The sequence below is a fragment of the Methylobacterium nodulans ORS 2060 genome, from assembly GCF_000022085.1.
Classification (GTDB): domain Bacteria; phylum Pseudomonadota; class Alphaproteobacteria; order Rhizobiales; family Beijerinckiaceae; genus Methylobacterium; species Methylobacterium nodulans.
Genome location: NC_011894.1, coordinates 4,054,200 through 4,077,562 on the forward strand (window position 1 = coordinate 4,054,200; position 23,363 = coordinate 4,077,562).

The window sequence follows — 23,363 nt, forward strand, 5'->3', positions numbered from 1 at the left end:
GGAGGTTGGTCGTAAGTGTCAGGTTCTTTCGGCTTCTGGGCCGACATTCGCGAGCGATCACCTTGCCCGCGTCGGGCGGATCGGTGCGCCGCCAACCAGGGCTGCGGCGCACCGATCCGGAGGTCGTCTTCAGCCCCGCGCGATGTCGGCTCCCTTCGTCTCCCGGGCGAACAGGAGGCTCAGGATCGTGCAGGCAATGCAGATGCAGACCGGATAGTAGAGCCCTGAGTAGATGTTCCCTGTCGCCGCCACGATCGCGAAGGCGGTCGCCGGCAGGAACCCTCCAAACCACGCTGCGCTGAGGTGATAAGGAAAGGACATTGCCGTGTAGCGGATGCGGGACGGAAACATCTCCAGAAGCGAGGTCGTCGACGGTGCGAAGGTCATGGCCCCGAAGCTCAGAAGAACCATGAGCAGGAACACGATCATCGGGGCGTTCACGTCCTCCGGCGCTGCGACCCCGAGCGGGTAGTTCTTCTCGCCAAGCGCCGCCGCAAGTTCACGGTCAAAGCGGGCCTTTTGCGCCGGGGCATCGGGCGCGTCCCCCGCGTACGACACGATCACACGGTCCCCGACTCTGACCTCGGCAGCGGACCCAGCGGGGAGATCCGCACTCACATAGTTCAGACCAAGCTTCGTGATGGCGTCGGTTGCCACGTCGCAGGTGGTCGTGAATTTTGAGGTTCCGAGCAGGTTGAACTGGACCGAGCAGTCACTACTCGCCGCCGCGACCGAAATCGGGGCCGCAACCTGGGCACGCTCCAGCGCCGGGTTGGCGTAGTGGGTCATTGCCTGGAAGATCGGGATCGTCAGAGCCGCCGCGAGGACGTAGCCGCCCACGTAGACGGTCCGCCGGCCAATGCGGTCGGAGAGGCTGCCAAAGAGGACGTACAACGGAATAGTAAGGACCGTTGCAACGATCAGCATGATGTTCGCGGAGAGATTTTCGACTTTGAGAACACGGGTCAGAAAGAAGAGAGAATAGAATTGACCCGTGTACCAGATGACAGCCTGGGCCGGCAGGATACAGAAAGCGCCGGTGAGGATCAGGCGGACATTTTTCCATGTGCCGAAGGTCTCACCCAGGGGCGACTTGGATGCCCGACCCTCGGCCTTCATGCGCTTGAACTCGGGAGACTCGTCGAGCTTCAGACGAATCCACAGTGAGACGCCGAGAAGAGCGATCGAGACAAGGAAGGGCACGCGCCAACCCCACAGGCCGAACGCATCAGCGCCAATCGTCAAGCGTAGAGGGATGATCACGGAGACGGCGAGGAGGAAACCGACAGCCGCGGTCAAAATGACCCAAGCCGTCCAAGCTGCCCGCTTGTCGGAGGGGGCATGCTCCGCGACATAGATCATCGCGCCACCAAACTCGCCGCCAAGCGCGAGGCCCTGAATCATCCGCATCGTCACGAAGCCGATCGGAGCCAGGATCCCAACCGTTGCGTAGGCGGGCAGAAGACCGATGGCGAAGGTAGACCCGCCCATCAGGACGATGGTCACGAGGAATGTATGCTTGCGACCTACCAAATCGCCCAGGCGCCCAAAGACGATCGCCCCGAACGGCCGGAGCATGAAGCCGGCAGCAAAGCCAAGCAAGGTAAAGATGAAGCCTGCAGTCGGGTTTACACCGGAGAAGAAGTTTCTGGCGATTTCTGCTGCAAGGAGGCCAATCAGAAAGAAGTCATAGAATTCAAACACCGTTCCCAAGGAAGCAGCTACGATGACCTTCCGATATTTGGACGAGATTGTCGCCGTCCGGGTCATAGCTAGGACGTGTTCCAATTTTTCCTCCCTCTGTAAACACGTGTTTTTTTGACATGTCACATTTCACGCTGGTGTGTGTTTCACTCAGTAGTTTTTCGCTGTTCCCAGGTAATAGGAACAATTGATGACTCACTCGTCGTGGAACTTTGTGAACTCGTCCAATTCAAGCCGCTCGCTGATCAGTCCGTTCTCAGGCGCAGCAGGGTCGGCAACACCGATCGCCATGCCCGACAAGATGATCTGCGATTGCGGAATGCCGAGCTGCTCATGCACGACGCCCCCATACTCGCACCACGCTTGCTGCGGACACGTCTCAAGGCCGTGGGCGCGGGCCAAGACCATGACGTTCTGCATGAGCATTCCACAGTCGAGCCACGAGCCAAGGAGCAGGCTCCTGTCCATCGTGAAGAAGAGCCCGACTGGGGCGCCGAAGAACTCGAAATTGCGCAGCATGGCCTGCTTGCGGCCGGCATAATCGTCCCGCGCGATCCCGTACAATCTGTAAAGTTCGTAACCGACTTGCCGCCGCCGCGAGAGATAGGGCTCCTGCACCGGCGAGGGCGCGTAGGCATACTCGTCTGATCGCTCCCCCGCCTCGGCAGCCATGATTACCGCGCGCGAGAGCCGCTCGCGGGCCTGTCCAGTCACAACATGGACGTGCCAGGGCTGGAAGTTGGTCCCGGAGGGCGCTCGCGCTGCCCCCGTTAGGATCGACCGCAGCGTCTGCACCGGCACTGGTACGGGCAGGAAGCGCCGAATGGACCGGCGATTCACGACTGTCTCGATCACCGTGCTGTTCCCGACCAACGCCGGCCCAGTTGACGTTTCCACTTCCGTCTCCCAAAGGCATCTCTCGCCACGTCAGTCGTTGGGCGACCATCTCAAACCGCCTCAGGAACCTGGGATGCCAGTTCGGCCCGTCGCTGCTGGCGGAGGACAAAGCGCTGCACCTTGCCGCTCGCCGTCTTGGGCAGCGCCTCGGTGAAATGCACCTTCCTTGGGAAGGCATGTGCGGCGTAGCGGGTCTTCACCCAGCTCTGGATCTCGCGGACGATCTCTGGAGACGCCTGCTCGCCCGAACGGAGTACGACGTAGGCTTCCAGGACTTCGCCGCGGGTCTCGTCCGGTACCGCGATCACGGCGCACTCGCTGACTGCGGGATGAGTCACGATGATCGACTCGATCTCGAACGGCCCGATGCGGTAGCCCGCCATGATGATCACGTCATCGTCGCGCGATGCGAAGTGGTAATACCCATCCTCATCCCGGCGGCCTGCGTCGCCCGTCAGGTACCAGCGGCCGTTGCCGGCGAACTTCTCTGCACTCTTCTGCGGATCGTCGATGTATCCTGAGAACCAGGCGAGAGGGCTCTCGCTCAACTCCACCGCCACGCGCCCGAGCTCACCGTCCGCCGCCGGAGCGTCCTCCTGATCCTTCAGGACCAGCATCGACCAGCCGGGAAGCGGCCGCCCCATGGAACCAGGCTTCAGAGGCTGCCGGAGATCGGGGTGATGGTGATTGTTGATCAGCATCCCCGCTTCGGTCTGGCCGTAGTGGTCGTGAACTGCCACTCCCAGCGCGTCGCCCGCCCAGAGATTTACGTCAGGAGTCAGAGGCTCGCCGGCGCTGGACGCACAGCGAAGCTTTGTGATCTTCGGGATTGGGCCCGAATAGACGCGCAGGGAACGGTAGACCGTGGGTGCCGCAGTGAAGTTCGTGACGCCATAGCGCGACAGGATCTCAAGCGTCGCGCCCGCGTCAAAGCCGGATCCATACAGCAAGCTTGGAACACCCGTTGATAAGGATCCAAGAATTCCGAAATAGAGACCATAGGCCCAACCAGGATCGGCGGCGCACCAGTAGAGATCGTCGGCTCGTATACCAAGCCCGAATTCGGCATAGGCTCTGAAGCCGGCAAGAGCCCGTGTCGGGACGACGACGCCCTTGGGCCGTCCAGTCGTACCCGATGTGTAGATCTCGATGATTGGTGCGTCGCCGCCAAGCCTCGCGGCGGGCATGCCCGGGGAACTCGAAGCGACGAGGTCCGCGAACCGCAGCGCGCCCTGAACATCTTGTTCCGGCCCGGCAGTGGTCACCACTTTCCAATGGGCGTCAGCGGGGATGTCCTGGCCTGGCGCAAGCTTCGGCTGCTGGGCCGCATCGCACACAATTACCTTTGCTCTGCTGCCGAGGAGCCGGAAGGCGATGGCGGGCGGCGCGAACGCGGTGAAGATTGGGACGTGGACCGCACCGAGGCGCCAGATGGCCAGCAGGGTAACGAGATACTCGACGCTCTTGCCCATCAAGGTGGCGACGCGATCGCCAGGTCCAACACCGAGACCGGCTAGCGCGGAAGCGAACCGCTCGGACCGGACGCGCAGGTCTCCGTAGGTGAGGTTGGTGGCTTCAAGATCAGAGCCCACCACCTTGTACGCCAAGGCGTCCTGCGTGTAGCGGTCGCAAAGGACTTCCGCCACGCTCACCTTGGGATCTGCATATAAAGAGATGAGTTCTCTGATGCGTGACAGGCCAGGCCCGCTCTGCTGCAAAGACATCGACACTGTTTCCTCCAGAAGAATACTGCACCATGTTTTCGGCACGAATGTGCGTATCCAGGCATGTTGCCTGAATGGCAAAGGCGTGCTGTCGGATGCTGATCCGACCACGATACAGGTGCGGCGCGATGCGATGGTTACCCGGAATGTTCTAGAGCATGCCCTTATTAGAGCCTTAGCGATAATCCAGGTTCATGCTGCCTGTCTGCGCAAGCTTTTTCACGGAAAGGATTTTCCTGGAGCGCTCCGGTTGGTATGGCGGGGAAACTAGAATCCTGATTCTACAATGTCAACAGCTCTTCGACGCCGCCGAGGGATCGGCAGGCGGGCGTGCCAATGCGCCGCAGGGCAGGCCGTAGGACGGCTTGAGCCCAACGCAGCGGTCTCGGCTCAGGTGTAGACTGTGGTGTTCCGCTGATGCGAGATGGCGAGCGACACCCATTGCGCCGTGACCTAGATTGCGCGTGCTGGCCCGCCTATCCGTGGCTCCGGCCCTCAAACAGGATACCGATGACGCGTGCAAATCTGGCGGTGCAGAGCCGTCCCGTTAGAAGCCGCTCTTCAGAGAAGCGCTTGCAAATCCTCCGTGCGGCCCGCGAACTCGTCTCAAGCGTTGGGTTCCGGGAAGCACAGATGTCGGCGGTGGCTGATGCGGCGGGTGTCGCCCTGGGGACACTTTACCGCCACTTCCCATCCAAGACCGTCCTGATGGTCGATGTCGTCTCGGAGGTGTCACAGCGCGAAGTCGACGTCGCGGCGGGTGTGGCCATGGGTGAGGGGGACGCTGCCGACCGTCTATCGGCTTCGGCTTGGCTTTTCGCCAGCAGGGCGCTGCGGGGAAGGCGCTTGGCACACGCACTCGTGGCAGAACCCGTGGAGCCAGAGATCGAGTCGGCACGCCTGAAGTACCGGCGCAAACTCGCGCGCGTGTTCGAGACCATCATCGAGCAGGGGGTCCGAGACGGGACATTCCCGCCGCAGGACATCCAGGCGTCGGCCGCCTGTATCGTCGGATCAATTTTCGAAGGTCTAGTCGGCCCTTTGGCCTCGGATGATCTCTCAACAGACTCAGAACGCCGAGATCATGCCAAGTCGATTATCGAGTTCTGTCTCCGCGGCGTCAGTGGGCGAATGGCTGTTCCATCAATCGTAGATGATTAGGAGGAAAGCAGTGGCGGATGAAAGTTTTGAGAACATCCAGAAGTACGGTGCTGCCAGAGAAACATGCCGCCGGGCAGCACACCCACCTACATTGTGACCAGCCGATTGACACGTTCCATGCCTCTCTTGTGCGAGCACACTGCACCTTAGCGGCCACCTACGGCACGCGCTGGGGTGAGCAACTCCGGTCCTTATCGCCGTCGCACCGTGAGGAACTCTGGTTCCGTATGCCGCCCGATACTGTTGGCGAATTCCAGCGGCCCTTCGGCCAGGCGTCTCGCGCGGCTGCTTCACGAGCATGAAGCCCCTGCGTCGGCGTGCTTCGTGGGGCGCCAGTGGGAATTCGCCAACGGTATCCCGCCCTTATGCGAACGACGTCGCTCGTGAGAGCTTAGCAGGCCGATTAGAAGCAAGACCTCCCGGCACCGATCAGCCCCAGCCGAACCTGGTTCAGCTCCGGCGGTCAGACTTTAGGATGCCGCTTCCTTGCGCCTGGACGGGGCTAGACGGCCGTCAAGCTTCAGAGGCTAGCTTGAGCCTCGGCGGCTCCCCAGCCGCTGGCGGCCCGCCTGAACAGTTTCGCCCGGGAGAAGGCGGCGCGCTACAGCGGGACGGCAAAAGTGACGAAAGCGGTAGCGCCAGCGAGCGCCATGCCGGAGATCACCAGAGCGAACCTGAAGCTTTCCGAGTACCACCCGTTGTCGTTCGCGGCGCGACGACGCGAGTTGAGCAGGTAGCGATCCAGGACCGGATAAGGCTTGCCGGACCGACGTGAGGCTGACCCACGAGCACCAGCGCCACACATGCGATGTTCCCCCTGGTTTCCTCGAAGACCAAGCTAAGGCCGAGCGCGTTCACGGGTCAAAGGCTCCACGGCCCTGATGGGCCGGCGCCTTGCTCTGAGCAGCCTTACGGCCATGCTGCTACGAGGGAGCGGGGCCTGGCCGTAGCGGCGGCCCTCGTCCTCAACGAAGGAGCCAAGCGTGCTGGTTTCACAGCGGGGCTGGCACTGGATCGCGAGCAACACGGACTTCAGGGTCGAGAGGATGTCATACAGCTCCGCGAGCTGCTTCACATCGAACACAGAGAAATTAGGCTCAGACATAGCCATAAGCGTATCCTCGGTACGCGAGTGGTCAGGGGCGCCATCTGCCATGCCGGGCGATGGCGTCCCGCCTTGAGTCCGTTGGGAAAGGGTTATTTCACAGTGATTGAGGCGAGAAGCCGGGTTATCGAGGCGAAAAGCATGGCTGCCGCTGAGATGTGAAGAAGCGTGTCGTAGTCCAGCTTGAGACGGCGCGACACCGTGAGAGCGCCGATGCTTTGTTCGATCCGCCACCGCTTCGGCAAAAGGACAAAGCCCTTTGCGAATTGCGAAGGACCGCTTCTACGGCACGGTTCATCCCAGCCTGAACCGCCTCGATGAAACGGCTCTTGCAGCCACCATCCACCACGATGGTCGTGATCCAGGGACACAGACGAACCAAGCGCTTGACCAGCGGGATGCCGCCCTCCTGATCCGGTAATCATCACCGCCAGCAGGCGTCCGTCGCTGTCGACCGCCAGATGGCGCTTGCGCCCCAGAACGTTCTTCCCGGCGTCGTACCCCCCGCTCGCCTTGCGAGGCGTCACACTTCACCGCCTGCGCATCGACAATCGCGAGGGTCGGACTGGCTTCTTTTCCAGACCTCTCTCGGTCGAGCATGACAAGATGGTGGTTGATCTGTTCCATGTGACCGCCGTCGGTGAGCCGCCGCCAATGGTCGTAGCAGAGACTGGCGGGCGGCAGATCCTTTGGCATCGCATCCCACGGGATCCCGTACCGCTGCACATGGCGGATTCCGTACATGATCTCCCGAAGGGGATAGGTCCGTGGTTGACCGAGCCCCTTCGCAAGGGGAAGAAGGGGCTCCAAGGCCTGCCACTCGTCATTCGTCATATCACGGGGATATCTCTGATCGCGACGGTCATCGCCCGATCGATTTTCATCGCTCCAGACCAAGGAAAGGCCATTTATCCATTCGAGACGAGCAGACATGCTTTATCATCTCACATTTTCTCTTGGCCACCCTTTCCCAACAGATGGGGTGATTGGGGTTGAGCGGCCGAGCCCTGGAAGGCGGCTGCTGCTGTCGAGATGTGAGATCGTGGTCGAGCTTGGATCGCCACACGCATCAGGAAGGAGCAGCCATGCGCTCCTTTGCTGGACTCGACGTCTCCCTGGAAGAGACCGCCATCTGCGTCGTCGATGAGACAGGCCGCATCACCAAAGAACTGCGAGCCGAGAGCGAGCCAGCCGCTCTGATCGCCGCGCTCATGGCCCTCGACCTGCCGCTGGAGCGCATCGGCCTGGAAGCCTGCTCGCTGAGCGCCTGGCTGCACGAGGAGCTGACCGCCGCCGGGCTGCCGGCGCTCTGCATCGAGCCGCGTCAAGCCAAGGCGGCCATGAAGACCAGGCCCAACAAGACCGGCCGCAACGATGCCCGCGCGCTCGCCCAGATCATGCGCACCGGCTGGTACTGACAGGTCCACGTCAAGTCGCGCCAGTCTCGGCTTTGGCGCTCGCTGCTGGTGGCGCGCCGCACCCTGCTCAATCAGATGCGCACCATCGAGAACGTGGTGCGGGCTATCCTGCGCGAGGGTAGGCTCAAGCTCGGCACTCCGAGCCGAGCAGCCTTCGCGGCCCGGGTGCGCGAGCTGGCGGGCGAGGACAAGCGGATCCGGCTCCTCGTCGAGCCGCTGCTGAGCGTGTTGGCCGCGATGCTCACCCAGCTCGCCGGTCTGAGCCGGCAGGTGCGGACCATCGTGCGCCAGGACGCGGTCAGCCGGCGGCTGATGACGGTGCCGGGGGTCGGCCCGATCATCGCGCTGGCTGATCGGGCCACCATCGACCGGCCCGAACGCTTCCGCCGCTCGCGGGATGTGGGGGCGCATCTGGGCCTGACGCCCACCCGCTCCCAGTCAGGCGAGACCGACCTCCAGGGCCGGATCAGTCGGTGTGGGGATGAGGTGGCGCGCACGGCGCTCGACGAAGCCGCGCAGACCCTCCTGGTGCGCTCCCGCCAGTGGTCGAGCCTGCGGCCTGGGGGATGCGGATCGCCCAGCAGCGCGGCATGGCCCGGGCGCGGGTGGCGGTGGCGCGCAAGTTGGCGGTCGTGCTCCACCGCCTGTGGTGCGATGGGAGTGCGTTCCGCTTCGGTCAGGAGCCAGCCGTGACGGCGGCCGCGTGAGAGAGACACCCTGGCAGGAGCCGGCGAGCCTGCCTCTGCCGGAGTGAGCCGGATCGTTCGCGCGGGGACGATGGGCGAGGTGATCGCGATGAGAGTTCAGAACCGGTCGGCGCCAGCAGGCCAGGTCGTCGAACCGATTGAGACACCTTGCTCGCCTGACCCCATGCTGCGGCGGCCCACTGCGCCGACCGCGAAGAGAAGCGCGTGACCCGCGGGAGCGACCCGGCCAGCCCGAAAACCGGCAGAACCTGGTCAGGAGCTGCTTGCGCCAGCAACCCCAATCAGAGAGGCTCTCAGAGCGAGACGGAGCGTCTGAAGCACTAGCGGCAGGAATTTGCGCAACGGAACGGCGTTCGGGGTCAGACCCGGCGGCCGTCAGCGTCGGCCCGCGGGCGGCGAGGCACCTTGATGCAGCGCAACCCGGCATCGCCGCCTCGATTCGGTCGAGACGTGACCCGGGACCGCCGCGCACGCGGTCGCCGCGGTCTCGGCCGCGAAGGCCTCATCGGCCAGCCTCCGCCGCTGGGCCATGCGGCTCTCCCCGCTCTCGTCCCCGAAGCAGACGCTGAAATCCGCGCAGGCCGCGCAGCTCGGGGCCGTGCAAAGGACGAAACCCTCAGCCTCGCACAGGCGGCGGTAGAGGTATTTCTTCCACTTCAAGTTCCGGTCGTTGCCCGCAGCGAGCACCGGGAAGTGCCGCGCCATCAGGCGCGACAGCTCGGCCCGCGCATGCAGGCCGAGATCCTGCCAAAGATGGTCGGGTTCCATGGCCCGGCGGGCGACGATCGCGGCGAGCCATACCTCCTCGCTGCCCCGCTCGGCGCGGTGCGCGACGAGGAGGTCGCGGACCGTGACCTCCTCCTCCACCGCAACCGGCAGGCCGGTCGGAACGCCGCTCCGCCCTACGGCACCGGGCGCGAAGTAGACCTCCTCAATCGCGGCGACCTCCTCCGGCCGGAGGCCGAGCCGGTCGGCGAGCGTCTCGCCGAGGGCCTCAGCTTCCGCCGTGCACAGGGCGAGCACGCAGGCAAAGACATGCGCGTCGAAGGGATCGGCCGCCGGGCGGGACACGGCGTGCCCCGCCATCAGGGCGGCGTAGTGGGCGGCGGCCGGCACGGCGTCAGGCCGCGATCCGGTCGGCGGGGACATGGGTCTGGCAGTTCTTGGGGCAGACCCGGGCGCACGCCCCGCAGCCGATGCAGGCCCCGGCATTGTCCACCACCATGACCTTGCGGACAAGCTCGCCGTCGAAGTCGTCATCCTCGTCCTCTTCGATCTTGCCGAGGAGCAGGTTGCCGTCGCCGACGCCGAACAGATGCATCACGTCCCGCGAGCACACCTTATAGCAGCGGCCGCAGCCGATGCAGGTAGTCTCGTCGATGGCCACGAGGAAGTCCGGTATCCAGGCGCGGCCGTCGCGCGTTGTAAAGGCCATGGCGGGGTTCCTTCCGATGAGGGTCAGGCCGCCGCGACCTCGGCGGCCTTCAGAGCGCGCCGCGTCCAGCGCCGCGAAGGCGTCGTGGGTCTCCTGCGCCACGGCTGGAACGCTCTGCCAGTTGGTCGGCAGGTCCTCCGCAGAGTCGTGCAGGTTCATCTTGGCGGTTGCGGACCGCGCCGAGAGCTTCTTGATCTCGGTCTTGAGGGTCTCGGTATCGGACATGGCAGGGCCTCCGTCAGCTCCGGGCGACGTCGGGATGGGCTTCGATCAGGGCCGCCGCCTCGTCGGCGGCCTTGGTCCCGGCCTCGGCGAGCGTGGTCAGGCTCTCGAAGCCGAAGCGGTGCACGTCCCGCAGGTACTTGTTCAGGACGATGAGGCGCCCGGCGGTAAGCAGCACGCGGCCGAAGCCCTCGTGGCTCATCTTCATCATTGGGCTTGCGATGAGCTGCGTCCGCTCCTCCACGGCGAGACCGACCGCCGTGAAGAACATTTCGACCCGCCACAGGACGTCCGGGTCGGGATCGCCCATGATCGGGATCTGCCGCCGCTGATCCTTGGAGACGATGAAATCCTTCAAGAGCACTGCGTCCGGCTTCTTCTCCCAGGCGCCGTAGCTGTCCTGGGCGCGAAGCAGGCGCACCAGGGCGGTGACGAAGGGCGTCGCCAACGCGGCCGCGTCGGCCGCCTGCGCCCGCTCCAGGGTGTCGGTCTCGGACATGATCAGCGTCTCCTCTCAATCCTCGTCGTCGACGAAGGAGGGTTTGGGGGCGACCGCGCCGGCCGCCGCCAGCACCTTGCGCAGCCAGGGGGGCGGCGAGCCCGCGAGCATGTCGCGGGTGCGCTCCAGCACGGCCTCGATCGGCTGCGCCCGCGCGATCTTGATCGGGTGGACCTTCGCGGTAACGACCTTGGCGGCGGAGGGGCCGCCGATGGCGAGGCAGAACAGCAGGTGGCAGCCGCGCAGGGCCTCGACCTTGGGGGTAATGCGGTCGCCGTCGGTCTTGTGCTGACCGCCCTCGTCCGAGACGTCCTCGAAGGTGACGGCCTCGAAGAAGCTCCACCCCCGCAGCGTCACGTTGTAGAGGGCGAAGTGGCGCGCGGAGCCGAAATGGGCGTTGAGGCTCTTCATGTCCTGCGTGGTGATGGCGACGCGCACCGCCGGGACGGCGGGCGCCTCCCCCGCCTTCTCGCTGTCAACGAGCCGCAATCTGCGCAGGGCCGTCATGGATCTCTCCCCGGTTTCGGAAGGGATTGAGGGATTCGAGGGTCGGGTCGCGGCGGTTCGCCTGGAACAGGTTCGCTACCTCGAAGATCAGGTTGCGCGTGCCCTCGTAGCCGATCGTGAGCCGGTGCTGGGAGCCGAGCCGGTCGAAGATCGGAAAGCCCATCCGCATCAGCGGGATGCCGAGTCGCTCGGAGGACTGCCGGCCGTGGCTGTGGGTGACGAGGAGGTCGCAGCCCCCGGCCCGAGCCTCCAGGTCGCCGAGATCGCCGACCAGCACCGCCTCGGCGGGCACCCGGGCAAGGATCGGGTTGTCGCCGGTGGTAGTGACGGCGACCGCCACCACCGCGCCGAGCCCGACGAAGAAACTCACGAGTCCGAACAGCAGGTCGGGCTCGGCCGCGATGGCGATGCGCTGGCCGCCGAAGTGGAAATGCCCGTCGAGGAGCGCGTCCTGGAGCTGGTTGCGGCGGCGGCGCAGAGCCGCCGGCACTGGGCGCCTTGACAGTGCGGCAAGCAGCACGATGTAGCGGTCCGCCGCCTTGAGGCCGGTGAGCGTATCGAAGACCGTGAACGGCACGCCGGTGCGCGCTTCGATGAGCGCTGCGGCCCCCCGCACGTGTTCAGCGAGCGCCACCGTGTGGAGAGCCCGGCCCATGCCGCGGATCGCCGCCACCGCCGTGCCGCCATAGGTGGTGGGGATCCAGCGCTCTGGCACCGTGCCATCGAGGGAGCCGGAGATGTCCGGCAGGATGACGGGTTCGAGGCCGAAGGCGCGGGCGCTGTCGCGCAGGAACTCCACATCCGCGACGGTGTGGTGCTGGCCCGGCAGAATGTTGATCTGGTTGAGGGCGGTGACGCGGCCGGGTTCCGGCGGCACGAGGCGGGCAATCGTGGCCTCGACGGCCTTGCTCCAGCCTTCCGCCATTGCGCCTGCGAAGTCGGGGGTCTGGGCGAGGATCAGCTCGGTCTCACCGAGCGTGCCGGCGTGGCGCTGTTGGATCAGGGTGAGGTCGCCCGAAAAATCCTCGCCCCGGGTCTCGACGAGGGCGGTAGTGCAGATGCCGATCAGGCTGGGCTTGGTGCGGGTCTTGAGGTTGAGGATCGCCTCTTCGAGGTGATCCGTGCCACCGAGCACGGTGGCGACCTCGTCCATCGCCGTGGTCTGGAGCGGCACAGTCTCCTTGAAGTGCCGCACCAGCAGCACGAGGGCGAAGGAGGTGCAGCCCTGCGAGCCGTGGAACAGCGGCATGGCGCCGTCGATCCCGAGGAAGGCGAGGGCCGCCCCGAGAGGCTGTGAGGATTTCAGCGGGTTGGTCGAGGCCGCCTTGGTGAGGAGAGTGACCGGAGTCATGGCGCTCTCCCTCGGCACTCGGCCATGTCGTCGGCGCCCGCGCTGGCGAATTTCCGGCGGCCATGGGCGAGGTAGGTCGGGTCCTCGCCGCGCGAGGCGTCGGGCACGGCGATGCCAGCGCCATCGGTCGGCCGTCCCTCCGCATCCCAGGGCACTGGCTCGCGCAGGTCGGCCCAGATCGGGTTCGACAGGGCGATGGCGATGCGGCGCACCAGCTCGACCATCCCGTCATAGCCCGCATAGGGGTAGTGCCGCTCCTGGTTGATGTCGAGCCAGGGAATCTTGGCCTTCAGCGCAATGAACTGCGACCGCCCGCCCGACAGCATGATGTCGGCCTTGTTTGAAACCAGCATCGCGTAGAAGTCGCGTGGCGCCATGCTCTCGAACATGTGGTGGTCGTCTTTGAGGAGCTGCTTGATCCGCTCCTTGTCCTCGGCGGTCGACTTCTTCACGGACGTCCCGACGATCTCGACGCCGATCTCCATCAAGGCCGTGACTACCGACCAGGACTTCACGCCGCCGGTGTTGAGGAGGACGCGCTTGCCCTGGAGGCCGGGCCGGAAGGAGTCGAGCTTGGCCCAGGCCCGCGCCTCCTCCTCGGCGATCAGCGCCTCGGTGCGGTCGATCAGATCGGCGGGCGCGCCGCGGGAGACGAGGAGCCGCGTGGTCTGGCGCAGGGCGTCTGAGGTGTCGGAGATTCCGTAGAAGGAACCCTCGAAGAACGGGATGCCCCAGCGCTCCTCCATCTTGCGGGCGAGGTTGATGAGGGCGGTCGAGCATTCCATCAGGGTCGCTCGCGCCGTGTGGGCGGCGGCAACCTCATGGTAGTGCGCATCGCCCGAGATACAGGCGCGGATGCGGATGCCGAGTTTTTCGAAGAGCGGCCGCACCGCCCAGAACTCGCCCGCGAGGTTGAACTCGCCTAGGATGTTGATGTCGGTCGGGCCGACATCGTCCGGCTCGACGGTACCGATGACGTGATCGAGCAGGGCCTCGCCCGCGAGCTTATTGCCGAGATTCTTAGAGCCGACGAAGCCCGGCGCGTTCACCGGCACCACCGGCAGGCCGTAGCTCTCGGACGCCTTGCGGCAGACCGCCTCGATGTCGTCGCCTGTCAGCGCAGTGACGCAGGTGGAGTAGACGAAGATCGCCGGCGGAGCGTGGGTGCGGGCGATCTCGCGCACGGCCCGGTAGAGCTTCCGCTCGCCCTGGCCCATCATCACGTCCAGTTCGGTGAGGTCGGTGGTGAAGCTGCGCCGCCAGAGGCCCGAACCGGAGGAGCCTGCCCCGCGGTTGTCCCAACTGTTGCCTTCGCAGGCGAGGGGCGCGTGAATCAGGTGGGCCACGTCAGTGATCGGCTGCAGCACGATCTTGGCGCCGTCGAAGGCGCAGCCTCCCGCCGCGGCCCCGGGCGTGAGCGGCTTGGAGCAGCCCTTCTTGCGCTCCTTGGCGCTCTTGGCCTGGTTCTTCTCGCAACCGGGCTCGTTAAACACGTCCGCGATTCTGTCCTTGAGCATGGAAATGCCTTTCGGATCTGGTCGAACACGCGCGGGAGGGGGCGCCGGCCGGAGAGCCGGCGCCCGGAGCCGTCCTCAGCGGGTGAGGTCGAAGGAGGAGTCGGTCTTGGCCAGGGCGATCGTCTCCTGGTCGAGCTTATCAAAGATCTTGTCGAGGATCGTCGTCAGCAGGCGCAGGCCGCCCTGGTAGCCCATGATCGCGAAGCGGTGGTGGTGGTGCCGGTCGAAGATCGGGAAGGCGGTGCGGATCAACGGCGTGCCGGTGTCGCGCTCCAGATATTTGGCGTAGGAATTGCCGAGCACGAAATCGACCGGCTCGGTGAAGAGCAGAGAGCGCAGGTGCCAGAGGTCCTTGCCGGCCCAGACCTGCCCACTCGCGCCGAAGGGCGAGGAGGCGAGTAGCGCCTGCATCTCCTCCTCCCAGGTCTTGTTGCCGTTGGTGGCGAGGCAGTGGATCGGCTCGCCTCCGGTATCCAGGATGAATCGCGCGAGCCCGTAGACCACGTCCGGATCGCCGAAGATCGCGTATTTCTTGCCGTGCAGCCAGGACTGGCTGTCCGCCATAGCGTCGATGAGCCGCCCGCGCTCCATCGTCACTTCCTCGGGGATCTCGACGCCGGCCAGCTCCGAGACTTTGAGTAGGAACTCGTCGGTACCACGCACCCCGAGCGGGTAGTGGAAGGCGTGGACCTCCTGGCCCTGCTCGGCGCAGTAATCGAGGGTCTTGCGGGTGCAGTATTTCTGCAGCGAGAGCGTCGCCTTGGCATCCTGCGCGGCCGCGACCTCCTCCAGGGTCGTACCGCCCGCATACATCCGGAACTCGCCGTCCGAGGGCGTGTCGTAGGTATCGGAGGCGTCCTGAATCAGCGTGTAATCCACCCCGATCAGGCCGAGCAGGCGCTTCAGCTCGCGGTTGTTGCCGACGCAGAACCCGTCCATGCCCGGGATGATGTTGATCCGCGTGCCCGCTTGGCGGGTCCGCTCCTCCCAAAAATGCTCAAGGATGCCCTTGATCATGTGGTCGTAGCCGTCGACGTGGCTGCCCACGAAGGCCGGGGTGTGGGCGAAGGGAACATCGAAATCCTTCGGCACCGAGCCTTTGTTTTTGGCGTTCTGGATGAAGGCTTGGAGGTCGTCGCCGATCACCTCGGCCATGCAGGTGGTCGAGACCGCGATCATCTTCGGCTTGTAGAGTGAATAGGTGTTGGCGAGGCCGTCGATCATGTTGTTGAGACCGCCGAACACCGCCGCGTCCTCGGTCATCGAGGAGGACACCGCCGAGGAGGGTTCCTTGAAGTGGCGCGACAAGTGCGAGCGGTAATAGGCGACGCAGCCCTGCGAGCCGTGCACGAAGCTCATCGTGCGCTCGAAGCCCGCCGCCGCGAAGACGGCGCCAAGCGGCTGGCAGGCCTTGGCGGGGTTCACCACCAAGGCCTCGCGGGCGAGGTTCTTCTCGCGGTATTCCCAGGTCTTGGCGTATTCGCGCTGCGCCTCGACCGCCTCGCTGGAGGCCGGGCATTCGAACTGCTCGCGCTTGCGGGCGAACATCTCCTGATATTCGGGCTGGCGGAACAGCGGTGCGTGATCGAGTACTTGATCGGCGGATTGGGGCATGGTCTGCTCCTGTTGGCGGCCGCGTCATACGGCGGCACGCATCATTCGGAACACAGGGATGGCGTTTTCGAAGAGCAGCGACCGTTCACAGTGGAACGGCATCCGCTCAACATTTATATGCTTGCATCATTTTTCGCGATGTGTCGGCGCTATTTCGTCGAGAAATACCTGATTACTGCAGTCCTGAATCGATCAACGTGATCAAGGCAGGGAAAACCCCTCACCGGAGTGGGAGAGGGATAGGGGTGAGGGACCGACGGTTCAGCAAGAAGACTGAACCGCGCCGCTGGAAGCGGTGACGCTCCAGTTCAATCCTGAACCCGCGCCACTCTCACGCGCGATCTTCGATCGCCTTCCCATCTCCGGGAGAGGGGTACCCTGCCAAGCCATTATCCGATCGCTCATCCCGAACGGCCGGACCAAGAGCGCCTGCTTACGCGGCGGCCTCTTGGAGCAAGGGCGCCGGCGTCTTCTTCCAGGGCGCGTCGAACAGGCCCCAGACCGGGTTGTTGATCGCCAAGTCCATGTCCCGGGCGAAGATCGCGAACCCATCATAGCCGTGATACGGGCCCGAATAGTCCCAGGAGTGCATCTGCCGGAACGGAATGCCCATCTTCTGGACCGGGTACTTCTCCTTGATGCCGGAGCCGACGAGGTCGGGCCGGATCGTCTCAATGAACTTCTCGAGTTCGTAGCCTGTCACGTCGTCGTAGATCAGCGTGCCTTTCTTAACGTAGTGGCCGGTGCGCTGGTAGTCGTCGTTATGGGCGAATTCGTAGCCAGTGCCTGCGATCTCCATGCCGAGATCCTCGTAGGCTGTGATCACGTGGCGCGGGCGCAGGCCACCGACATAGAGCATGACTCTCTTGCCCTTCAGCCGCGGACCGTACTTTGCGACCACCGCATCAACGAGGGGCTGGTACTTGGCGATCACCGCCTCTGCCTTCTTCTCGATCTCGGGACCGAAATGCTTAGCGATATTGCGCAAAGAGGCCGCGATCTGCGACGGGCCGAAGTAATTGTACTCCATCCACGGGATTGCGTACTTCTCCTCCATATAGCGACAGATGTAGTTCATCGACCGGTAGCAGTGGATGAGGTTGAGCTTGGCCTTCGGCGCGCGCTCGATCTCGGCGAGGGTGGCGTCCCCCGACCAGTTGCCGACGATGCGAAGGCCCATCTCCTCCAACAGGATGCGCGAGGCCCAGGCGTCGCCGCCGATATTGTAGTCGCCGACCACGTTGACGTCGTAGGGCGTGCCCGCGAAGGCGAACTCGCGCTCCTGCTTCTCGAACACCCAGTCGCGGATCGCGTCGTTGGCGATGTGGTGGCCCAGCGACTGCGACACGCCGCGAAACCCCTCGCAGCGCACCGGCACCACGGTCTTGCCGATGTCCGTCATCTTCTTCTTGGCCACCGCCTCGGTGTCGTCGCCGATCAGGCCGATCGGGCATTCCGACTGGATCGTCACGCCGTGATTGAGCGGGAACAGCGTCTCGATCTCGTCGATGACCTTGTCAAGCTTCTTGTCGCCACCGAAGACGATGTCCTTCTCCCGGAAGTCGGAAGTGAACTGCATCGTCACGAAGGTGTCGACTCCGGTCGTGCCGATGTAGTAGTTGCGGCGCTGGGACCAGGAATACTGCCCGCACCCGACCGGTCCGTGCGAGATGTGGATCATATCCTTGACCGGTCCCCAGACCACGCCCTTGGAGCCGGCATAGGCGCAGCCTCGGATGGTCATGACACCCGGGATCGACTTGATGTTGGATTTCACGTCGCACTCGGTGAGCGCCTTTTCCTCCTCCGGCGCGGATTCGTCCGCGGCGGCGGGGGTGGCAACCGAGAGGTGTTTGCGGCGGCGCTTGGCGAACTTGTCGGGATAGGCGGCCAGCACTTCCTTGATAATCTTCTCGTGGAATGCGCCGTCGTTTTCGTAATCGAGGCTCATGGCAGTCGACCTTCCGTGGATGGCAGCGGCTGGGGCGGCCCCGGCGGGCCGCTCCCGGATGTCCATACGATCAGCGCAGGGCGGCGGCCGCCTTCGCAGCCTCCTTGGCGGCGAGTTCGGCGAGTTGCTGCTCCTCGGTCTTCATGATTCCAAAGTCGAGCAGCATCTGCTCCAGCTCTTCCATGGTGATCGGGGTCGGGATGGTGCCCTTGCCCGCATTCGCATGGACCTTCTCGGCGAGCTTGCGGTATTCGCCCGCCTGGGCGGAATCCGGCGCGTACTGGATCACTGTCTGACGGCGCAGCTCGGCGTGCTGGACGATGTTGTCGCGCGGCACGAAGTGGATGAGCTGCGAATTCAGCCGCTTGGCCAGCGCCTCAGCGAGATCGAGCTCGCGGTCGGTCTGGCGCTCGTTGCAGATAAGGCCGCCGAGCCGGACGCCGCCCGAATGGGCATACTTGAGAATGCCCTTGGCGATGTTGTTGGCGGCGTAGAGCGCCATCATCTCGCCGGACATGACGATGTAAATTTCCTGGGCCTTGTTCTCGCGGATCGGCATCGCGAAGCCGCCGCAGACCACGTCGCCAAGCACGTCGTAGGAGACGTAGTCGACGTCGTCGTAGGCGCCGTTCTCCTCGAGGAAGTTGATCGACGTGATGACGCCGCGGCCGGCGCAGCCGACGCCCGGCTCAGGGCCGCCGGATTCGACGCACTTGATACCCTTGTAGCCAATCTTGAGGACCTCCTCGAGCTCGAGGTCCTCCACCGAGCCGGCCTCTGCCGCGAGGCTGAGGACAGTGTCCTGCGCCTTCGCATTGAGGATGAGGCGCGTGGAATCAGCTTTCGGATCGCAGCCGACGATCAGGATCTTCTGACCCTTCTCGACGAGGGCCGCGAGGGTATTCTGGGAGGTGGTCGACTTGCCGATCCCCCCTTTCCCGTAGAACGCGATTTGGCGCAGACCAGTCATGGTCAAACCCCGCTTGGTTGATGGCGGCATCGCTCACGATGTCACCGCCGTCGGCGGCATCCGCCGCTGCCGGACCTCTGCGCAAGCGAGGTGCCAAATGCTTCTGGAGTAGTTTTGCTATTGAGTTCAGTCCGTTAGTGGAACCGCCGGTGATTGGCGGAAACTTCACTCAGCTGTCGGGAATCTGACAATGTCCGACAGCGGCGGGGCAGGAGGGAGATGATCTCGGCTTTCGCGTGAGGTCATTGGCGTGCGGCTGCGGCAACGGCCGAGGGGAGGGGGCGGGATCCGGATCTGACGCGGAACATCCCTCACCCGCACGGACTTGCGCCTTCACACGTCGCTGTGTGCGCATCGCCTCGCTCCGCGTGCGGGCAGAGGGCTCAGCCGAGCTTGTCGTCGCGATGGGGTATGGCGAGGGCCGCGCCCGCACGGCCGAGGCGAAACCTCACCAGCAAGGGCCGCGCCAGCTGCGACGCAGCGCGCCGTGTCGGGTGAAGCCCCCGGCAGGTCGCTCGGCTACCGGATCAGGAGGGCGGCATCCCGCTGGTCAAGCGCTTGGTTCGTCTGTGTCCCTGGATCACGACCATCGTGGTGGATGGTGGCTGCAAGAGCCGTTTCATCGAGGCGGTTCAGGCTGGGATGAACCGTGCCGTAGAAGCGGTCCTTCGCAATTCGCAAAGGGCTTTGTCCTTTTGCCGAAGCGGTGGCGGATCGAACAAAGCATCGGCGCTCTCACGGTGTCGCGCCGTCTCAAGCTGGACTGCGACACGCTTCTTCACATCTCAGCGGCAGCCATGCTTTTCGCCTCGATAACCCGGCTTCTCGCCTCAATCACTGTGAAATAACCCTTTCCCAACAGACTCTGAGACCGCTCTACGTAGACATCAGAGACCGGAAAGAAGTTGGGGGGAGGTGCTGTCGCAAACCGGCCCTGTTGCATTAACTTTGTGAGGCACAATCCTTAGCGTGTTTATTAGCCTGAGTTGCTACTACATCCTGTAGCTTGCCAGGTTAATGCAACAGAGCCACGCCGAGGGCCTTCGGCCCTCGGCGTGGCCGCTTACCTGTCTACTGAAAAACTGCCTCCATATATCGCTGCCCGCAGCGAAGCCGTTGTCGGCCATGTATGTTGCTTTTAGTAGGCTACGACTGTTCCTATGTTCTGCCGCTCTGCGAGAGATAGGATCTCGGCGGCGATGGCAACATCATGAATCGCCAAGCCAAGATTGAATACCGCGATGCGATCGGAGTTGCTTGACCGGCCAGTCAGCTTTCCCACGATGACACTACTCACGGAGCCTCGCACACGCGATAAATCCTCATACGGCGAGCCTGTCGCGCGTATGAAGTTTGTGAATTGTTCCACGTCGTCCGTGAATAATGCGTCCGACGCCGTCGTGATGTCTTGGGACCATCCCCGGACATGGACGGGGAGCACCAGGCTGGCTTTCTTCATCCAGCCGAACTGGAACACGACTTCCTCCAATCGGCTCGTCGCAGTCACCACGACATCGGCGGCGCGTATGGCGCTCTCGGCCTCTCGAACGTGGACGACGCGTGCCTCTGCCGAGACCTGGTTGGCCAGACGGTCCACGGCGCTGGGATCGATATCTACCACCTGGAACTCGGCCGAGGGGTGGATCAGCGACATCAGCTTCACATGATAAAGCCCCTGCAGACCAGCGCCAATGACTGCAATCCTATCCACGTTGCTTGGCGCGAGATACTTGCTGGTGATAGCCGACGCAGCGCTCGTGCGCACCGCAGTCAGGTAGGCTGCATCCATGACGCAGATGGGTAGGCCCGTTTCCGGATCGTTGAGAACCATCAGGCCGGTAATATTCGGCAGGCCGCTCTTGTAGTTGCTGGAATAGCCCGCGACCCATTTAACGCCCCCACGCTTCTGCCTGGGCAGCCAGCCCGCCATGGCGTGGATGAACGCATCATGTTGAGGGTGAACGCCGGTTTTGGGCGGGTTTTCGAATGCGCCGTTACCGTGGTCTCGAAGCGTAGCTTCGACGACCTCCAATGCGGAGGCAAGCGGCAACGCTGCCGCAAGAACGTCACTCCTGCTAAGCCATCTTACTGCACATGTTGCCATGTATCACCTATGCTCTTGGCATCGGATTTGTTATCCGGAGGAAATGGTCTGCGCCCAGGCGAGGCCGTTCTAAATCGCTCTACCGATGGGCGCGATTTCTCTAGCCGGCGCTGTTTAGTCGGATCACTGTGCACGGTAGTAGCTCTGCTCGTAGGCCTAGCACGGGCACGCGGCGCGCCGCGTGGTCAACGGTCAGCTTGAACAGGCGCGCGCGTTCGGCCTTGGTGAGGGCATAGAACTCGCCGGTGCTGCCGGCGGCCACCACGCCCTGCGCGCCATTGGCGATCGCGTCGTCGATGAGCGCCTTGTACCGGATCTCGTTGATGGAGCCATCGGCTCCGAAGGGGGTGACGAGAACCGGGAAGATGCCGCCCCAGTCTGAATAGGCCATGGGTTACCGTCCTTGTGTGGCAGATGTGGTCGAGGGTGCGCCCGCCGCGGCCGCGAGGGGACCGAGACGGCGGGCCTGTTCCGTGGAGCGGCCGACGAAGGCCGCGAGCCGCGGGTTGGCGCCCGACAGGGGGTGTGCCGCTTTGGGGTTACGGTGCCTTCGCGGAAAGATCGAGTTGCGCTGTCCGGAGTGCCGCCTCGATATCGGAACGCACGAGCGGCACCTTTGGAGCCAGCTGCTCATTGTTCTGGTCGATTAACCGGCGGAACTCTTCGCCGTACATGTTCACGTAGTTGAGCTTCCCGGCTAGGGCTGCCGCCATCACTGGATTTGCCGTCAGGTCCACTACCGTGCGCGGCTCCAGCCGCAGAAGCGCATTCTGAAGATCGGCTTTGTCTTGATCGGTGAGATTGGAGGTTGCGATCACGACGAGCGACTGTGGTTCGCGTGCGTGCCCAAATTCTTTCTGGTGTATGACCTCGACTTTTTTGTCAGTCTCGCGGCGGAGACGTTTGCGAGCGCTCTTCGGGTCCCGCGTCACGATTGTCGTGGAACGGAAATGCTCTTCCACACCGCTCTCGATCAGGTCGTAACTCAGGTTGCTTGATCCAAGCAGGTAAAGGTGGTCGGGAAGCTCGCCATTCCGATATCGATCAGCCATGATGTCTCGGACGAACTGATCGTAGATGGGCGGTGCGTTGAACTGATGTCTCTCGCGTGCGGTCAGACCAAAATCAATCCCCTGCCGTGCGATCTGGAAGATCGGAAGGTTTGGGTCACCACGTTTGTAAGCGTCCTCGAGCTGCTGGATGATGTTCCTCTCGCCGAGGATCTGGGAACGACCGCCGGATGCAATCTCGGCGAAACGTTGCCCAATGGCGGCCGCACCTTCAATGCTTCTGAAGGGAAGGCCGGCAAATGCCTCGCTCGGGATGTTTCTGAGTGCGGTCTCCTCGCCGTAGAACTCAGTCCGAGAGCATGTCTGGAGCGTGAGAACTCCTTTTGCCGCAAGGGCTTGTGCCATTTTCTTGATTTTCTCAGAATGCTGCGCAAGTTCTAAAGGCTCCGTCATCGTCCAGTCAAGGCAGAGACCGAGAAGCTTGATTTGGCGCAGACCAGTCATGGTCAAACCCCGCTTGGTTGATGGCGACATCGCTCCCGATGTCACCGTCGTCAGCGGCATCCGCCGCTGCCGGACCTCTGCGCAAGCGAGGTGCCAAATGCTTCTGGAGTAGTTTTGCTATTGAGCTCAGTCCGTTAGTGGAACCGCCGGTGATTGGCGGAAACTTCACTCAGCTGTCGGGAATCTGACAATGTCCGACAGCGGCGGGGCAGGAGGGAGATGACCTCGGCTTTCGCGTGAGGTCATTGGCGTGCGGCTGCGGCAACGGCCGAGGGGAGGGGGCGGGATCCGGATCTGACGCGGAACATCCCTCACCCGCACGGACTTGCGCCTTCACACGTCGCTGTGTGCGCATCGCCTCGCTCCGCGTGCGGACAGAGGGCTCAGCCGAGCTTGTCGTCGCGATGGGGTATGGCGAGGGCCGCGCCCGCACGGCCGAGGCGAAACCTCACCAGCAAGGGCCGCGCCAGCTGCGACGCAGCGCGCCGTGTCGGGTGAAGCCCCCGGCAGGTCGCTCGGCCTGCACGGCCTCGATCACGACCTTCACGTCGGCCGGAGCGGCCCCTCAAGGCGCGGAGGTCACGAGGATGTCCGCGCCCGCCGCGTAGAGGCCGCGGCGTTCGCGACGGTCACGCCACAGGCCGCCGCGATCCGCGGCCCGCCGCCCCTGGCGCCATGGCCAGGGCCTGCACGGCGGTGCCCGTCTCCGGCGCGCACTTCTCGCTTTGCAGGATGGCGGGCCGAGCGGGCAGGAGCGCGTGCGTCTCGTCGAGACCCGTGACCTCGACGATCGCCTTCTCGGGGGCGGCGCAGCGCAAGTCGGCGATCGCTGCCACCGGCGCCCGGCCGGCGCGAGGCTGTTCACGGTCTGCATTCAATCTCCGGGGCCGAAGAGGCGCGTCACGCGCAATCGCGTCCGGCCCTTCTGCGACGCTTGTGCCAGCCGCGCGTCCGCCGCACGGA

Annotated in this window: 16 protein-coding genes and 5 pseudogenes; 3 read left to right on the forward strand and 18 right to left on the reverse strand. The window is 64.1% G+C overall.

Annotation, left to right across the window (positions count from 1 at the left end; genetic code table 11):
* Positions 1-129: 129 nt before the first annotated feature.
* The 3 genes from MNOD_RS18800 to MNOD_RS18810 form a co-directional block, all read right to left on the reverse strand.
* Positions 130-1,788, reverse strand: coding sequence for an MFS transporter (locus MNOD_RS18800; RefSeq protein ID WP_015930519.1), 1,659 nt, complete (start codon positions 1,786-1,788; stop codon positions 130-132).
* Between the two features lie 111 nt (positions 1,789-1,899).
* On the reverse strand, positions 1,900-2,559 hold the full coding sequence (locus tag MNOD_RS18805) for a nitroreductase (protein ID WP_157091507.1): 660 nt from the start codon (positions 2,557-2,559) through the stop codon (positions 1,900-1,902).
* A gap of 92 nt (positions 2,560-2,651) precedes the next feature.
* A complete protein-coding gene (locus tag MNOD_RS18810) occupies positions 2,652-4,325 on the reverse strand; it encodes an AMP-binding protein (RefSeq protein WP_015930521.1) in 1,674 nt (557 codons plus the stop codon).
* A 510-nt stretch (positions 4,326-4,835) separates the two neighbouring features.
* Between MNOD_RS18810 and MNOD_RS18815 the strand changes: the two genes are divergently transcribed.
* Positions 4,836-5,486 (forward strand): TetR/AcrR family transcriptional regulator, encoded by a 651-nt coding sequence (locus tag MNOD_RS18815; RefSeq protein WP_015930522.1) that lies wholly within the window; start codon positions 4,836-4,838, stop codon positions 5,484-5,486.
* Positions 5,487-6,683: 1,197 nt separating this feature from the next.
* On the opposite strand, the pseudogene MNOD_RS43585 reads toward MNOD_RS18815, so the two are convergent.
* Positions 6,684-7,524: pseudogene (locus tag MNOD_RS43585) on the reverse strand (IS5 family transposase).
* A gap of 152 nt (positions 7,525-7,676) precedes the next feature.
* Between MNOD_RS43585 and MNOD_RS18825 the strand changes: the two are divergent.
* Positions 7,677-8,716 (forward strand): annotated as a pseudogene (locus MNOD_RS18825) (IS110 family RNA-guided transposase).
* A gap of 375 nt (positions 8,717-9,091) precedes the next feature.
* Here the strand turns inward: MNOD_RS18825 and MNOD_RS18830 are convergent.
* From MNOD_RS18830 to nifH, 10 genes and pseudogenes are all read right to left on the reverse strand, one after another.
* Positions 9,092-9,865: a nitrogen fixation protein NifQ gene (locus MNOD_RS18830; protein ID WP_015930525.1), complete on the reverse strand. Its 774-nt coding sequence runs from the start codon at positions 9,863-9,865 to the stop codon at positions 9,092-9,094.
* Positions 9,837-10,151 carry a ferredoxin III, nif-specific gene (gene fdxB / locus MNOD_RS49195; RefSeq protein ID WP_043751555.1) on the reverse strand — a complete coding sequence of 105 codons (315 nt, stop codon included), beginning with the start codon at positions 10,149-10,151 and terminating at the stop codon, positions 9,837-9,839. Before fdxB ends, MNOD_RS18830 begins: the two co-directional genes overlap by 29 nt.
* Before the next feature lie 111 nt (positions 10,152-10,262).
* A pseudogene (locus tag MNOD_RS50015) lies at positions 10,263-10,376 on the reverse strand (CCE_0567 family metalloprotein); the annotation flags it as partial.
* Between the two features lie 13 nt (positions 10,377-10,389).
* Positions 10,390-10,872 (reverse strand): NifX-associated nitrogen fixation protein, encoded by a 483-nt coding sequence (locus MNOD_RS18840; protein ID WP_015930527.1) that lies wholly within the window; start codon positions 10,870-10,872, stop codon positions 10,390-10,392.
* 15 nt (positions 10,873-10,887) lie between these two features.
* Entirely contained in the window at positions 10,888-11,379 is a 492-nt protein-coding gene (nifX, locus tag MNOD_RS18845; RefSeq protein ID WP_015930528.1) for a nitrogen fixation protein NifX, read from the reverse strand.
* On the reverse strand, positions 11,348-12,730 hold the full coding sequence (gene nifN / locus MNOD_RS18850) for a nitrogenase iron-molybdenum cofactor biosynthesis protein NifN (protein WP_015930529.1): 1,383 nt from the start codon (positions 12,728-12,730) through the stop codon (positions 11,348-11,350). The genes nifX and nifN overlap by 32 nt, the downstream gene beginning before the upstream one ends.
* Positions 12,727-14,247, reverse strand: a complete 1,521-nt coding sequence (nifE, locus tag MNOD_RS18855) for a nitrogenase iron-molybdenum cofactor biosynthesis protein NifE (RefSeq protein ID WP_015930530.1) — start codon at positions 14,245-14,247, stop codon at positions 12,727-12,729. Before nifE ends, nifN begins: the two co-directional genes overlap by 4 nt.
* Positions 14,248-14,322: 75 nt before the next feature.
* The gene (nifK, locus tag MNOD_RS18860) at positions 14,323-15,861 is read right to left on the reverse strand and encodes a nitrogenase molybdenum-iron protein subunit beta (RefSeq protein WP_015930531.1); all 1,539 of its coding nucleotides are present in this window, start codon (positions 15,859-15,861) and stop codon (positions 14,323-14,325) included.
* Positions 15,862-16,294: 433 nt separating this feature from the next.
* Entirely contained in the window at positions 16,295-17,812 is a 1,518-nt protein-coding gene (gene nifD, locus MNOD_RS18865) for a nitrogenase molybdenum-iron protein alpha chain (RefSeq protein WP_015930532.1), read from the reverse strand.
* A gap of 70 nt (positions 17,813-17,882) precedes the next feature.
* Positions 17,883-18,782 carry a nitrogenase iron protein gene (gene nifH / locus MNOD_RS18870; RefSeq protein WP_015930533.1) on the reverse strand — a complete coding sequence of 300 codons (900 nt, stop codon included), beginning with the start codon at positions 18,780-18,782 and terminating at the stop codon, positions 17,883-17,885.
* A gap of 513 nt (positions 18,783-19,295) precedes the next feature.
* Between nifH and MNOD_RS43595 the strand changes: the two are divergent.
* Positions 19,296-19,630: pseudogene (locus tag MNOD_RS43595) on the forward strand (transposase family protein); the annotation flags it as partial.
* A gap of 290 nt (positions 19,631-19,920) precedes the next feature.
* Here MNOD_RS43595 and MNOD_RS18875 read toward each other — a convergent pair.
* From MNOD_RS18875 to MNOD_RS18890, 4 genes and pseudogenes are all read right to left on the reverse strand, one after another.
* Positions 19,921-20,832, reverse strand: coding sequence for an ornithine cyclodeaminase family protein (locus MNOD_RS18875; protein WP_244424533.1), 912 nt, complete (start codon positions 20,830-20,832; stop codon positions 19,921-19,923).
* Positions 20,833-21,025: 193 nt separating this feature from the next.
* A pseudogene (locus MNOD_RS18880) lies at positions 21,026-21,277 on the reverse strand (dihydrodipicolinate synthase family protein); the annotation flags it as partial.
* Between the two features lie 148 nt (positions 21,278-21,425).
* Positions 21,426-22,460: a hypothetical protein gene (locus tag MNOD_RS18885; protein ID WP_341874466.1), complete on the reverse strand. Its 1,035-nt coding sequence runs from the start codon at positions 22,458-22,460 to the stop codon at positions 21,426-21,428.
* A gap of 569 nt (positions 22,461-23,029) precedes the next feature.
* The gene (locus MNOD_RS18890; RefSeq protein WP_244424534.1) at positions 23,030-23,236 is read right to left on the reverse strand and encodes a hypothetical protein; all 207 of its coding nucleotides are present in this window, start codon (positions 23,234-23,236) and stop codon (positions 23,030-23,032) included.
* Between the last annotated feature and the right edge of the window lie 127 nt (positions 23,237-23,363).

Excerpts from the sequence above, each read along its gene's own strand:
- fdxB (WP_043751555.1), bottom strand. The coding sequence starts at position 10,151 with ATGGCCTTTACAACGCGCGACGGCCGCGCCTGGATACCGGACTTCCTC.
- nifK (WP_015930531.1), bottom strand. The coding sequence starts at position 15,861 with ATGCCCCAATCCGCCGATCAAGTACTCGATCACGCACCGCTGTTCCGC.
- MNOD_RS18840 (WP_015930527.1), bottom strand. The coding sequence starts at position 10,872 with ATGTCCGAGACCGACACCCTGGAGCGGGCGCAGGCGGCCGACGCGGCC.
- MNOD_RS18885 (WP_341874466.1), bottom strand. The coding sequence starts at position 22,460 with ATGCCGCTGACGACGGTGACATCGGGAGCGATGTCGCCATCAACCAAG.
- MNOD_RS18810 (WP_015930521.1), bottom strand. The coding sequence starts at position 4,325 with ATGTCTTTGCAGCAGAGCGGGCCTGGCCTGTCACGCATCAGAGAACTC.
- nifN (WP_015930529.1), bottom strand. The coding sequence starts at position 12,730 with ATGACTCCGGTCACTCTCCTCACCAAGGCGGCCTCGACCAACCCGCTG.
- nifE (WP_015930530.1), bottom strand. The coding sequence starts at position 14,247 with ATGCTCAAGGACAGAATCGCGGACGTGTTTAACGAGCCCGGTTGCGAG.
- nifH (WP_015930533.1), bottom strand. The coding sequence starts at position 18,782 with ATGACTGGTCTGCGCCAAATCGCGTTCTACGGGAAAGGGGGGATCGGC.
- MNOD_RS18830 (WP_015930525.1), bottom strand. The coding sequence starts at position 9,865 with ATGTCCCCGCCGACCGGATCGCGGCCTGACGCCGTGCCGGCCGCCGCC.
- nifD (WP_015930532.1), bottom strand. The coding sequence starts at position 17,812 with ATGAGCCTCGATTACGAAAACGACGGCGCATTCCACGAGAAGATTATC.
- nifX (WP_015930528.1), bottom strand. The coding sequence starts at position 11,379 with ATGACGGCCCTGCGCAGATTGCGGCTCGTTGACAGCGAGAAGGCGGGG.
- MNOD_RS18815 (WP_015930522.1), top strand. The coding sequence starts at position 4,836 with ATGACGCGTGCAAATCTGGCGGTGCAGAGCCGTCCCGTTAGAAGCCGC.